This is a genomic window from Thiobacillus thiophilus, from assembly GCF_055378705.1.
This window is the reverse complement of record NZ_AP042404.1, coordinates 1,782,294-1,794,914: the sequence shown is the minus strand read 5'-3', so window position 1 is coordinate 1,794,914 and position 12,621 is coordinate 1,782,294. Positions and strand designations below refer to the sequence as shown.

Annotated in this window: 11 protein-coding genes; 10 read left to right on the top strand and 1 reads right to left on the bottom strand. The window is 60.1% G+C overall.

Going from position 1 to position 12,621, the window contains the following annotated elements:
- Window positions 1-85: 85 nt before the first annotated feature.
- Entirely contained in the window at window positions 86-259 is a 174-nt protein-coding gene (locus ACZ41T_RS08765; protein ID WP_464921019.1) for a hypothetical protein, read from the bottom strand.
- Between the two features lie 163 nt (window positions 260-422).
- On the opposite strand from ACZ41T_RS08765, the gene ACZ41T_RS08760 reads away from it, so the two are divergent.
- From ACZ41T_RS08760 to ACZ41T_RS08715, 10 genes are all read left to right on the top strand, one after another.
- Complete coding sequence (locus ACZ41T_RS08760; RefSeq protein WP_464921018.1) at window positions 423-677, top strand: type II toxin-antitoxin system HicA family toxin; 255 nt, start codon at window positions 423-425, stop codon at window positions 675-677.
- A complete protein-coding gene (locus tag ACZ41T_RS08755) occupies window positions 674-1,009 on the top strand; it encodes a type II toxin-antitoxin system HicB family antitoxin (RefSeq protein WP_464921017.1) in 336 nt (111 codons plus the stop codon). Before ACZ41T_RS08760 ends, ACZ41T_RS08755 begins: the two co-directional genes overlap by 4 nt.
- Before the next feature lie 705 nt (window positions 1,010-1,714).
- The gene (locus ACZ41T_RS08750) at window positions 1,715-2,206 is read left to right on the top strand and encodes a helix-turn-helix domain-containing protein (protein WP_464921016.1); all 492 of its coding nucleotides are present in this window, start codon (window positions 1,715-1,717) and stop codon (window positions 2,204-2,206) included.
- Entirely contained in the window at window positions 2,145-2,903 is a 759-nt protein-coding gene (locus ACZ41T_RS08745) for a nucleotidyl transferase AbiEii/AbiGii toxin family protein (RefSeq protein ID WP_464921015.1), read from the top strand. The genes ACZ41T_RS08750 and ACZ41T_RS08745 overlap by 62 nt, the downstream gene beginning before the upstream one ends.
- A gap of 312 nt (window positions 2,904-3,215) precedes the next feature.
- Window positions 3,216-4,430, top strand: coding sequence for a glycosyltransferase family 4 protein (locus tag ACZ41T_RS08740; protein WP_464921014.1), 1,215 nt, complete (start codon window positions 3,216-3,218; stop codon window positions 4,428-4,430).
- Window positions 4,427-5,398, top strand: a complete 972-nt coding sequence (locus ACZ41T_RS08735) for a GDP-mannose 4,6-dehydratase (RefSeq protein WP_464921013.1) — start codon at window positions 4,427-4,429, stop codon at window positions 5,396-5,398. Before ACZ41T_RS08740 ends, ACZ41T_RS08735 begins: the two co-directional genes overlap by 4 nt.
- A 474-nt stretch (window positions 5,399-5,872) precedes the next feature.
- Window positions 5,873-6,979, top strand: coding sequence for a GDP-mannose 4,6-dehydratase (gmd, locus tag ACZ41T_RS08730; protein WP_464921012.1), 1,107 nt, complete (start codon window positions 5,873-5,875; stop codon window positions 6,977-6,979).
- A 420-nt stretch (window positions 6,980-7,399) separates the two neighbouring features.
- A complete protein-coding gene (locus ACZ41T_RS08725; RefSeq protein WP_464921011.1) occupies window positions 7,400-8,173 on the top strand; it encodes a glycosyltransferase family 2 protein in 774 nt (257 codons plus the stop codon).
- Between the two features lie 462 nt (window positions 8,174-8,635).
- Entirely contained in the window at window positions 8,636-10,594 is a 1,959-nt protein-coding gene (locus ACZ41T_RS08720) for a tetratricopeptide repeat protein (RefSeq protein WP_464921010.1), read from the top strand.
- A 20-nt stretch (window positions 10,595-10,614) separates the two neighbouring features.
- The gene (locus ACZ41T_RS08715) at window positions 10,615-12,462 is read left to right on the top strand and encodes a glycosyltransferase (protein WP_464921009.1); all 1,848 of its coding nucleotides are present in this window, start codon (window positions 10,615-10,617) and stop codon (window positions 12,460-12,462) included.
- Window positions 12,463-12,621 lie beyond the last annotated feature (159 nt).

Below are 12,621 nucleotides of genomic sequence, written 5' to 3'. Positions count from 1 at the left end.
AAGCGAAGTATTTCGTAGGGTGCGTTATACGCACCGTTATTGCTGGTGCGCATGGCGCACCCTACGATTCCGTCGGGAAGGCTGGTCACGGCGCGGGGCTCTGGGTGCACTGTATTTCGTAGGGTGCGTTATACGCACCGTTATTGTTGGTGCGCACGGCGCACCCTACGATTTCGTCGGGGAGGCTGGTCAGCGGCGCGGGCTGGACGCGCTGTATTTCGTAGGGTGCGTTATACGCACCGTTATTGTTGGTGCGCATGGCGCACCCTACGATTCCGTCGGGGAGGCGCATGGATCGGTGCGCACGGCGCACCCTACGGGGCCACAAATCGGCTAATGGACAATCCGGGATGAAGTATCAAGGGCCGGCGTGAGAACTCCTCCCCCTATATTGTGATACCATTTAATGGTATCATGCGCCCATGAAACGCAAGCACCAGCGCACACTGGGATTGATCTTCGCCCGGCCTGTCTCGGCAAATGTCCGTTGGGCCGACATCGAGGCGTTATTCCGGGAGCTTGGTGCAGAGCTTGAGGAACGCGAAGGCTCACGCGTTGAGGTCTTTTTGTTCGGCTTGGTGCGGGTGTTTCATCGCCCTCACCCTTCGCCGGATACGGACAAGGGCGCGGTCGCAGCAATCCGCAAATGGCTGGAAGAGAACGGAGTGAAACCATGAATACCATGACGATTAACGGTTATCAGGCGGTCATCGCCTTTGATCCTGACCTTCAAATGTTCAGGGGTGAGTTCGTGGGACTCAATGGCGGTGCCGACTTCTATGCTGCCGACGTGGAAGGGCTGAAGCATGAAGGCGAAATTTCCCTGCGCGTGTTCCTGGAAGCCTGCGAGCGTCGCGGCATCGAACCACGCAAGCACTTTTCGGGTAAATTTTCCCTGCGGGTTGATCCTGCTACCCACGAGGCTGCCGCCATCGCCGCCGCCGCGCACGGCCAGAGCCTGAACCAGTGGGCTACCGAAGCCATCAGGCAGGCCGCGTTGGCGGACTGACGCTGGCTTCTCCAAAACGACGGATGACAACATGAAGAGCGCATTAATTAGTGACCGGTAAGCGGCCATATCTTCACGTTTGTCGACGGCAAGCACAAGCACGACCAACGCATCGTCCTCAATAGGGTGTTGGGCACGCGAGGTGTTCGGTAGGGTGCGCCATGCGCACCGATGCATGTTTCATGGTGCGCATGGCGCACCCTACGGGAATCGGCTGATGCGCACGGATCCATGCTTCTACACCCCGCCGCCGCCCCCTGTAGGAGGGGCTTCAGCCCCGATGGCGCGCAGCCTTTCGCGGCTAAAGCCGCTCCCACACCCCCCGCCGCCAGCCGTGGCATTCATGGTGCGCATGGCGCACCCTAAGGGAATCGGCTGATGCGCACTGAACCAGCTTCTACACCCCGCCGCCGCCCCCTGTAGGAGGGGCTTCAGCCCCGATCGCGCGCAGCCTTTCGCGGCTAAAGCCGCTCCCACAACCCCCGCCGCCACCTGTGGCTTGGCGTAGGGTGCGCCATGCGCACCGATGCACGTTCCATGGTGCGCATGGCGCACCCTACGGGGCTTTAAATCGGCTGGGGTGCACTGATCCAGCCACGCGCTCAAGGGTGTCAATACAGCCGGGTACAGCTGCAGCTGCACAGCGGCGGCATTGTGTATCTCATTATTGACATTTAAGCTGTTTTGAATAGAATGGGAAACACTATGCCAGCACGCACACCTATTATCGCAAGTCCGGCCGCCGAGAAACTCATCGCACTGGGCAAGCAGATTCGTGCGCATCGCAAGGCGCTGCGCATCAGCGCTACCACGGCGGCAGAGGCTGCAGGCATGTCGCGCGTGACTTTGCACCGGATAGAGAAGGGTGAACCTTCGGTCACCATGGGGGCGTACCTCAACGCAATGGAGGCCCAAGGCATGGACTTCGGCATCATCAAACCGACTGGCGTGGCTGCCGATGCATCCAATGAGGACCGCAAGGGCTGGATCCCCGCGCGTATTCGTCTGGCTGACTACCCTCAACTCAAGCAGCTTGCCTGGCAAGTGCATGGCACCGATGAATTGACGCCAGTGGAAGCGCTGAGCATATACGAGCGCAACTGGCGTCATGTGGACGTGCAGGCCCTGGAGCCTCGTGAGCGACAGCTGGTCGATGCACTGCGTATTGGACTTGGTGAGCGTAGTGGAGTTGTTTGAACGACCGCACCACCAGCGGATTGCTCATATCCTGAGCGTCCTCAATGGCCCCCTATTGAGGGAGAATAACTGCCTGTTTGGTGGGGGCACCGTCATTGCGCTTCGATATGGCGAATACCGTGAGTCGGTTGACGTCGACTTTTTGGTCTCGGAGGTTGCCAGTTACCGCAACCTTCGTCAGTTGCTCACTGGCGTAAGTGGAATCGCCGCTATCGTCCGCGAGGGCGCTGAACCATTGACGCAAACCCGCGAGGTGCGGGCTGATCAGTACGGTATCCGGACGATGCTGCTGGTGGCCGATCAGCCAATCAAATTTGAAATCGTTCTTGAAGGGCGCATTGAACTCGCGGCCCCAGGAGCCAGTGATGAAGTATGTAGTATTGCGACGCTAGCGCCGCTGGACATGGCTACGAGTAAGCTGCTGGCGAATTCGGATCGCTGGGGCGACGATGGCGTTTTCAACCGTGACATCATTGACCTTGCAATGATGAATCCATCGTTGGCATTACTGCGATCGGCCGTGGCGAAGGCTGAAACAGCATATGGCCTGGCCATACGCCAAGATCTCGACAAAGCGCTTCAACGTCTGCAAAACCGTCATGGTTGGCTTGAGCGGTGCATGCAAGCCATGGCGATGAACTTGCCCAAGGTTCTTGTATGGCAAAAACTTCGTGCGTTGCGCAGGGTGCTTCGCTAAGAGCTGGCTTGTTCGAATATGCTGGATGGCCCACGCCATGCGCACCGATCCATGCCCTAGCGCGAGATGCTTTGGTAGGGTGCACTCCGTGCACCTCCAGGCGTCAATCGGTGCACGGAATGCACTCTACGGCGCTGGCCACTACCAATAAATAACGAAGAAAGAGCCATTACAATTAAGCGGCACGCGGCCAAGGCGCTGGCGAAGCTTGCCATGAGGATCGATTGCGCATCATCGGTATGACATCCATGTCGAATGAATCAGCGCTTCCCCGGCAGCGGAGCCGAGCCAGACCGAAGGAAAAAGTGAACCATGCACATCGGCTTTGATATTTCCCAGACCGGCTCCGGCAAGGCGGGATGCGGCTATTTCGCGCACGCGTTGATCAAGGCAATGCTTGAACTTGCGCCGGAACACCGCTATTCGCTTTATCCCAGCTTTGGCGACTTCTATTTCGATGCGCTGATGCCTTTTCTGAATCCCTATGCGGGCGGGCACGTGCATTACGGACCGAGGCATCTCTCGCGGGAAACGGCGCGTGTGTTCTGGAACGGCCCCGCCGTTGAGTCCGTGCTGAATCGGCCGGATATCGTGCATGCCAACAATTTCTGGTGCCCGACTCAACTGGCGTCGAGCCGCCTCATTTACACCTTCTACGATATGAGCTTCGCGGTTGAACCGGCCTGGACAACCGAGGCCAACCGGGTGGGCTGCTTCGATGGCGTTTTTCGCTCGGCGATTGCAGCGGACTGGGTGGTGGCGATTTCGGAGGCTTCGCGGGTGCATTACCTGAATATGTTCCCGCACTTCCCGGCGGATCGCATTCGGGTGATCTATCCGTGTTCGCGGTTTGCGGATTCGTCTGCTGTGGGTAAGCGGCCCAAGGCGCTCGATGACGTACCCGTCGGGCGCTATTGGTTGAACGTGGGCACCATCGAGCCGAGGAAGAACCAGCGCCGTCTGGTTGAGGCGTATGCCCGCTATCTGGCTCAGGGGGGCGCGCCGATGCCGCTGGTGTTGGCCGGTGGCAAAGGCTGGCTGATGGAGGACTTTAAGAAGCACTTGGTTGAGTTAGGCGTTGAGGCCCACGTCATGATGATCGGTTACGTATCGGATGATGAGTTGATCTGGCTTTACCGGAATTGTTGCGCAAACCTGTACCCCTCGTTGTTCGAAGGGTTTGGGTTGCCTGTTCTGGAGGGCATGCAGTTTGGCGCTGCGACGCTGGCTTCGAACGCCACTTCGATTCCGGAGGTGGCAGGGGATGCGGCTATACTCATTGCCCCCGAGGATACCGAGGGGTGGGCGCAAGCGATGTTGCGGCTGGCTGGGAACAGGTTGGAGCGTGACCGATTGCGAGATGCGGCAATAAAGCAGGCGGCACGATTCAGCTGGGAGGACAGCGCGAATCAGCTGTTGAAACTGTACGAGGTGGCTGTAGCATCACCGAAGAGATCCGGGCTGGGGCAAGCGCGTTGCCCGAACGAAACGACCATGAATATCACCAAAGGGGCGAGTGATAAATGAAGGCATTGATTTGCGGGGTGGGCGGGCAGGACGGTGCATACCTTTCCAGGCTTTTGCTGGACAAGGGATATGAAGTCATTGGCGCATCGAGGGATGCCATGACCTCGACTTTTTCCAACCTGAAGAGGCTGGACATACGGGACAGGGTCACCACGACGTCGATGGCGATCACTGACTTTCGCAGCGTGATCCAGACGTTGGACAAATACCAGCCGGACGAGGTTTACAATCTTGCCGGGCAGAGTTCCGTCGGGCTTTCGTTCGAGCAGCCCGTGGAGACGATGGAAAGCATCGCGATCGGGACACTGAATATGCTGGAGGCAATCCGCTTTTACGGAAAGCCGATACGCTTTTATAGCGCCGGGTCGAGCGAGTGCTTCGGCGATACCGGCACGGCTCCGGCAAACGAGGAAACCCCATTCAGGCCACGCAGCCCTTACGCAGTGGCCAAGGCCACGGCGCATAACCTTGTGGCCAACTATCGCGAGGCATACAGCCTTTATGCCTGTACCGGAATATTGTTCAACCACGAGTCGCCGTTACGCCCAGAACGCTTTGTGACCCAGAAAATCGTCAGGACTGCGGCAAGGATCGCTTCTGGCGACAAAGGCAAGCTGGAAATGGGGAATATCAACATTCAGCGGGACTGGGGGTGGGCGCCGGAATATGTTGAAGCGATGTGGAAAATGCTGCAATTGGATCGGCCGCAGGATTTTGTCATTGCCACCGGCAGGACGGTCAGCCTCGAATTTTTTATCGAGCATGCGTTCAGGTTCTTTGGTTTGAATTACAAGGATCATCTTGTCGTCAATCCAAACTTTTTCCGGCCAACGGATATTCACTTCGGCGCTTCGGATCCATCCAGGGCAAACGATTTACTGGGTTGGCGGGCTCAGGTGAAAATTGAGACGACCATTGAGAATATGTGTATGGCGGCCAGAAATCTTATCCAGGCGCAGTCGCTGTAGGGTGCACTCTGTGCACCGATTGACGCCCATGACGACCGATACTTCATGGCTTGAATGATAATTTTTGGGCCTTTTGTTGTTGTTATTGGCAGTGGACAGCGCAGGAGAGGCTTCAGCCGCAATACGCCGCAAGGGCCGGCAGTGGTTTTTTTGTAGGAGCGGGTTTACCCGCGATTGGGGGGCTATCGGGGCTAAAGCCCCTCCCACAAGTGACGGCGACGGGAGTTTTGTAGGAGCGGGTTTACCCGCGATTGGGGGTGGGCTATCGGGGCTAAAGCCCCTCCTACAGGTGACGGCGACGGGAGTTTTGCAGGAGCGGGTTTACCCGCGATTGGCGGCGCGGGCTTCGCGGCTGAAGCCGCACCACAAGCGCCGCCTGCGGGATACCGAAATGTAGGGGCTTCATCAGAGGCGGCAAGACATGACTTCAACAACCAACTGTGACATGGTTTAACTTTTTGAAAATTTATTACTATGAAAAAAATTGCTTTAATCACCGGCGTTACCGGCCAGGACGGCGCCTATCTTGCCGAGTTTCTGCTGGAAAAAGGCTATGAAGTCCACGGCATCAAGCGCCGCACGTCCCTCTTCAACACCGACCGCATCGACCACCTGTATCAGGACCCGCACGAGACCGGCCGCAAGTTCATCCTGCACCACGGCGACCTCACCGACTCGTCCAGCCTGATCCGCATCATCCAGCAGGTGCAGCCCGACGAAATCTACAACCTCGCCGCACAGTCCCACGTCGCCGTCAGCTTCGAAGAACCCGAATACACCGCCAACTCCGACGCCCTCGGCGCCCTGCGCATCCTCGAAGCCATCCGCATCCTCGGCCTCGAAAAGAAAACCCGTTTCTACCAAGCCAGCACCAGCGAACTCTTTGGCCTCGTCCAGGAAACCCCGCAGAAGGAAACCACCCCCTTCTACCCACGTAGTCCCTACGCCGTTGCCAAGCTCTACGCCTACTGGATCACCGTCAACTACCGCGAAGCTTACGGCATGTATGCCTGCAACGGCATCTTGTTCAACCACGAATCCCCCGTACGCGGCGAAACCTTCGTCACCCGCAAGATCACCCGTGCGCTCGCCCGCATCAAGCTCGGCCTGCAGGATTGCCTCTTCCTCGGCAACATGGACGCCAAGCGCGACTGGGGCCACGCCAGGGATTACATCGAAATGCAGTGGCTCATGCTGCAGCAGGACCAGGCCGAAGACTTCGTCATCGCCACCGGCGTGCAGTACTCGGTCAGAGACTTCGTCAACGCCGCCGCAAAAGAGCTCGGCATGAACATCCGCTGGGAAGGCCAGGGCGTAGAAGAAAAGGGCTACCTTGCAGGAGCGGGCTTGCCCGCGAAAAACCCATCACCCATCGTTGCCGTCGATCCCCGCTACTTCCGCCCCACCGAAGTCGAAACCCTGCTCGGCGACCCCGGCAAAGCCAAGAACAAGCTTGGCTGGACGCCGAAGATCAGCTTCGACGAACTGGTGGCCGAAATGGTGCGCGAGGATTTGAAAGCCGCCGAGCGCGACGAACTGGTGAAGAAGCACGGTTACAAGACCATGGATTATCATGAGTAAGGTCTGCCCTAAGGAGCCGCTGATTAATTTGTCATTGCGAGGAGCGCAGCGACGCGGCAATCCAGAAATGCCTGGTTGATCAATACGCTGGATTGCTTCGCTGCGCTCGCAATGACGGCCATATTGAATTGTTCGGCGTTTTCTTAACGGCTATAGCGGGTTTGCCTGCGATTTTGGGTGGGCCATCGGAGCTAAAGCCCCTCCTGCAGGTGACGGTGGCGGGGGGGGTGTGGGAGCGGGTTTACCCGCGATTGGGGATGTGCCATCGGGGCTAAAGCCCCTCCTACAAGTGGTGGCGGCGGGAGGTTTGTGGGGGGGGCACCCACAATTACGGGAGGTTTGTGGGAGCGGGTTTACCCGCGATTGCGCCTTATCCGGGCTAAGCCCTTTCTTCATCTGCTAACGAGAACTGAACAAGGCATGACAGAGCCGTTGGTGACGATAGCCGTTCCTTCGTTCAACCAGGGACGCTTCCTGGACAATGCGCTGGCTTCGATCTTTCAGCAGGACATTCCGCTCGAGGTGTTTGTGCTGGACGGCGGATCGTCGGACAACTCGCTTGACGTCATCCATAAGTGGGCGCATCGGCTTGCGGGGTGGCGCAGCCATGCCGATGCCGGCCAGGCCGCCGCAATCAACGAAGGCATTGCGCAGGGCCGGGCACCCTATGTGTGCTGGCTGAATAGCGACGACTGGTTTTTGCCCAGCGGTCTGGCAAAACTCGTCTCCGAACTGGAGAAACATCCGGAAGCGCCCGCCGTTTACGGCCGCTGCTGGGATGTGATTGAGAAATCCGGAAAACGTAAACCGGTCTGGGTAGAGCCGTTCGATGAGGACCGCCTGGCCTTTCGCTGCATCATTTCGCAGCCCGCGACCCTGATCCGGCGTTCCGCCTGGGAGGCGGTGGGCGGTTTGGACGAGACGCTGCACATGGCGATGGACTACGACTTGTGGTGGCATCTGTTCAAGTCGCTGGGCCCGCTGCATTTTGTCGATGACTTCGTTGCGGTGAATCGTGAGCACGTTGACACCAAGACCCGAACCCAGCGCCATCGGCATTACCGCGAGGCCATGGGGGTCGTCCGCAAATATTACGGGAGCGTGCCGCTGAAGTGGTGGCTGGCGCAGCCCTATTCAGTATGGTTCAGGTCAATCGCCGGTTATCTGCAACAGAACCGCCGGCAGGGCGGCTGAAGCCGCCGAAATCCATGGTGGAAGGTCTGGAAAATCAGGCAAAAATATCGAACTCGGGCCGGTCTGTGTAAAAATCGCGGACCTGGGCTCTTTCACCGTTGTTTTGATATTGGCCAGCCCTGTGGCGGGAGTTTTGTGGGAGCGGGTTTACCCGCGATTTAGGGGACCATCGGGGCTAAAGCCCCTCCTACAGGTGACGGTGGCGGAAGGTTTGTGGGAGCGGGTTTACCCGCGATGCGGGCAGTAAGCCCGCAAAGGTGGCACGGCGAGGCCTTGGCGAGTATTTTGCGCCTTGCGGCGCACCGCGGCTAAAGCCGCTCCCATGGGGCCGTCTGCGGGATGCCGCAGGGTAGGGGCTTCATCAAAGGGGGGCAAGACATAAATCAACAGCCAACAGTGACATGGCCAAAATGATGGAGGATCGGCGCGCACTTTGTACGTTCTTCGAGCGCTGGGATAGACATGAAGATTAATGAAAAAACGGCCCAATTTGCCTGGCTGGCAGTGGTCCTGGTTGCGCTCTCGGCAATCTATCTGCCAGGTCTAAGCAATCCCCTGATTTTCGATGACGGCGCGCTCACCGATGGGCGGATTTTCGGGGTGTACGGTTCGCTGTTGCAGGGGCAGCCGCGCGCGCTGTCCTATGGCAGTTTTGTCTGGGTTCAGACTGTTTTTGGCGATGGCTGGGCCATCCAGCGGTCATTCAACCTGCTGATCCACCTCGGCGTGGTGCTGGCGCTGTGGGCGTTTTACCGGGAAATCCTCAAGTCCATCGCGCCACCGGATGACGAGCCGTCGGGCGTGGCATACCACCAGTCTCCCGCGCTCGGTCTGGCGGTCGGTTTCTTTGCGCTGAATCCGGTCGCGGTGTATGCGGTGGCCTACCTGATCCAGCGCTCCATTCTGATGGCGACCCTGTTCGTCGTGCTGGGGCTGTGGCAGTTCGCGCGCGGCGTGCAACGCGGGAGCAAGGTGTCGTTCGTGGCGGCGTTGGCCTGTTACGTCCTCGCGGTGATGTCCAAGGAGCACGCCATCATGGCGCCGCTTGCGGCGCTTCCTGTGTACATTTTAGTGGCACGCCCGTCGCTGAAGAAGCTGGCGCTGATCGGCGGCGCCGGGGCCGTGCTGGTGGGCGTTGCCGCCGCCGTGCTGGCGCTGCGATACGGCGAGATCATCGGCAAGCCGTTCGACCCGTTTTCGAAGATCTACCTGACACAGCTGGCGGCGCTGGGGCCGGACGTCGAGCAGAACGCCTTTCTGCTCAGCATCCTCAACCAGACCTGGTTGTTCTTCAAATACGGCCTGCACTGGCTGGTGCCGTATACGGGATGGATGTCCATCGACATGCGCCCGCCTTTCCCGATCAGACTGACGGGGTTTCCGCAGGTTCTCGGGGCGGTCGGCTACCTGGCCGTGCTGGTGGGCGGGTTTTACCTGATTGTCCGCTATCGCGACTGGCGCGCCTTGCTGGGGATTTCGCTGCTGCTGCCGGCCCTGCTGTTCGTGACCGAATTCGCGACGGTATGGGTGCAGGATCCATTCGTTTTGTACCGTGGCTATCTATGGGCCATTGGCGTTCCCGGACTGGTGTTTTTTCTGTTTCATGGCTTGTCCGGCCGCTTGCTGTTGCCGATTGGCCTGGTGCTGGCCGCATTGTTCGTTTTTCAGGCGCTGGACCGGGTGCACTCGCTGTCCAGTCCGGAGCGTGTCTGGAGCGATGCGATCGCCAAGCTCCCGGACGACCGGCAGGCGGTCGGGCGCTGGTTTCCCTACCTCAACCGGGGCGATAGCTACCTCGACCAAAGGCGCATAAAAGAAGCGTTCGAGGATTTCCGGATGTCCTCCACGCTGGGCGACAAGGGGATGGGCATGTTCAACATGGGCTCGCTGTTGCTGAGCGCCGACCGCTATGCCGAAGCTCTGGAAGCGTATGAAAAAGCGCAGCAACTGGGGTACGACTTTCCCGGACTCAGGTATCAGCGTGGTATCGCGCTGCATGTGCTCGGGCGCCGGGCGGAGGCGTACCGCGAATTCGAACTTGCGCTGCAGGAAACCCCGGTCGTGCCCCGGCGCGAGGAGGTGCTTGCGCTGAAGGGACGTGTGGCGCTGGAAATGGGGCGGGTGGACGATGCGGTGACCGACCTGGAAGCGGCGCTGAAACTGGATCCGCGGCACCCGAAGGCGCGCGTCGATCTCGGCATGGCCTTGGTGATCCAGCGCGATTACGCGCGCGCACGCACCATCTTCAGCCAGCTGATCGAGGAATCGCCGGACGGACCGGCCTACTATGGCCGCGCCCTTGCCAATCATGGCTTGAACAACAAGACGGAGGCGCTGGCCGATATCGAGAACGCCATCCGCCTGACGCCGGACAATCCCATGTTGCTGGAATGGCGCAACCGCATCAAGGCCATGCCCTAGTGTTGCGAAGCGGAACAGACATGCGCATTCTTCACATCGGCAAGTTCTTCCCGCCCGTCCCCGGTGGAATGGAACGCTATCTGGGCGATCTGGTGCACGCGCAACAGTCGGCCGGCAACGCGCCGGCGGTGCTGTGCCATGCGGATGCCCAGGCTGGGACTCGGCACGATCCGCCCTGGCTGATGCGCTGCCCGGTCTGGTTCAGTCTGTTGTTCGCACCGATCAGCCCGGCCTTTCCGCTCTGGCTGTGGCGCGCGATTCGCCGCCACGAGCCCGAGGTGCTGCACCTGCACCTGCCGAATCCCAGTGCGTTCGCCGCGTTGGTGCTCCCCTCGGCGCGGCGCCTGCCGTGGGTCGTGCACTGGCACGCCGATGTCGAGACCGGCCGGTTTCCCTGGTCGATGCGGCTGGTTTACCCGTTTTACCAAATATTCGAGCGCGCCATGCTGGAACGCGCCGAGGCCATCGTCGTCACCTCCGCGCCTTATCTGGAAGCCAGCCGGCCGCTGCAGCCGTGGCGTCAAAAAATCCAGGTGCTCCCCCTCGGTGTCGATCCGGACCGCCTGCCCGAAGTGCGGGTGGAGGAAACCGGTGGGATCTGGCGGGGGGATGGCATGCGTGTGCTGGCGATCGGCCGGCTCACCTACTACAAGGGCTTCGACACCCTGATCCGGGCGGCGGCGGATGTGCCGGGGATCGAACTGGCCATCGTCGGCGAGGGCGAGGAACGACCGCGCCTGGAGCGTCTGCTGGACGGGCTCGGCCGGCCTGCGCACATCCGCCTGCTCGGCCAGGCCGACGATGCGGCCTGCCAGCGCCTGCTGGCTTCCTGCGATGTGTTCTGCCTGCCCTCGCGCGAGCGCACCGAGGCGTTCGGCATCGTCCTCATGGAAGCCATGCGCTATGGCAAGCCCATTGCTGCCAGCCGTCTGGCCGGTAGCGGGGTGACCTGGGTGGCGCGGGAAAACGACAACGCTGTCCTGGTGCCGCCCGACGATGCTTCCGCGCTTGCCGCGGCGCTCGACAGTTTGCGGCAGGATGCCGACCTGTGCGCCCGCCTTGGCGCAAGCGGCCGGCAGCGTTTTCTCGCTGAATTCGACATCGCGGCGTCCGCGCGCAGGCTGCGCCGGCTGTACGTCCGGATCGATCCGGAACAGGACCGCCCGGCGGCCGAAACGATACGGCGCGACCGGCTGCTGGTCGTCATTCCCGCGCTCAACGAGGCCGCCAGCATCGCCGACGTGGTCCATCGCGTGTTCGCGTTCGGCGACATCGACGTCCTGGTGGTCGACGACGGCAGTAACGATGAGACAGCCCGCCTGGCGGCCGCGGCGGGCGCCATCGTGCTGCAAGCGCCATTGCGGCAGGGCGCCTGGGGCGCCATGCAGACCGGTATCCGCCATGCCATGCGCGAGGGCTATTCGGGCGTGGTGACGATGGACGCGGATGGCCAGCACGAGCCCGCCGAGCTTGCCCGCCTGCTGCAAGCCGCCGAAGCGGGTGCCGATGTGGTCATCGGCGCCTGTCCGGCACGCGGCAGTTTCATGCGGCGTCAGGCCTGGCGTTACTTTCGCTTTTTGACCGGATTTGCTTTTGAAGATCTGACTTCCGGTTTTCGCTTCTACAACGCCAAAGCCTGTTATCTTCTAGCGCGAGAGGAAGCGACGTTGCTCGATTACCAGGACATCGGCGTGTTGCTGCTGTTGCATCGCGCCGGCCTGCATGTGAAGGAAGTGCCGGTGGCGATGAATCCGCGCCAATTTGGCGCATCGAGGATTTTCTACTCCTGGTGGAGCGTTGCCCGCTACATGGCGGAAACCACCCTGTTGTGCCTGGCACGCTGGAATACGAAACCCCGCAAAACATGAACCTAAAAACCTCATCACAGAGCCACAGAGACACGGAGAACGGCAGGAAATCAATGGGTTGTCGATCAACCAGCCTTCACCCATCGGGTGGGCGCACTGACACATGCAGGGTGTTGTTTTTCCTCTGTGCTCTCTGTGCCGCTGCGGTTCAACTGCGGT

Bases quoted from the DNA above. Each gene is read 5' to 3' on its own strand.
- ACZ41T_RS08765 (WP_464921019.1), bottom strand. From the start codon at position 259: ATGCGCACCAACAATAACGGTGCGTATAACGCACCCTACGAAATACAG.
- ACZ41T_RS08760 (WP_464921018.1), top strand. From the start codon at position 423: ATGAAACGCAAGCACCAGCGCACACTGGGATTGATCTTCGCCCGGCCT.
- ACZ41T_RS08755 (WP_464921017.1), top strand. From the start codon at position 674: ATGAATACCATGACGATTAACGGTTATCAGGCGGTCATCGCCTTTGAT.
- ACZ41T_RS08750 (WP_464921016.1), top strand. From the start codon at position 1,715: ATGCCAGCACGCACACCTATTATCGCAAGTCCGGCCGCCGAGAAACTC.
- ACZ41T_RS08740 (WP_464921014.1), top strand. From the start codon at position 3,216: ATGCACATCGGCTTTGATATTTCCCAGACCGGCTCCGGCAAGGCGGGA.
- ACZ41T_RS08735 (WP_464921013.1), top strand. From the start codon at position 4,427: ATGAAGGCATTGATTTGCGGGGTGGGCGGGCAGGACGGTGCATACCTT.
- gmd (WP_464921012.1), top strand. From the start codon at position 5,873: ATGAAAAAAATTGCTTTAATCACCGGCGTTACCGGCCAGGACGGCGCC.
- ACZ41T_RS08725 (WP_464921011.1), top strand. From the start codon at position 7,400: ATGACAGAGCCGTTGGTGACGATAGCCGTTCCTTCGTTCAACCAGGGA.
- ACZ41T_RS08720 (WP_464921010.1), top strand. From the start codon at position 8,636: ATGAAGATTAATGAAAAAACGGCCCAATTTGCCTGGCTGGCAGTGGTC.
- ACZ41T_RS08715 (WP_464921009.1), top strand. From the start codon at position 10,615: ATGCGCATTCTTCACATCGGCAAGTTCTTCCCGCCCGTCCCCGGTGGA.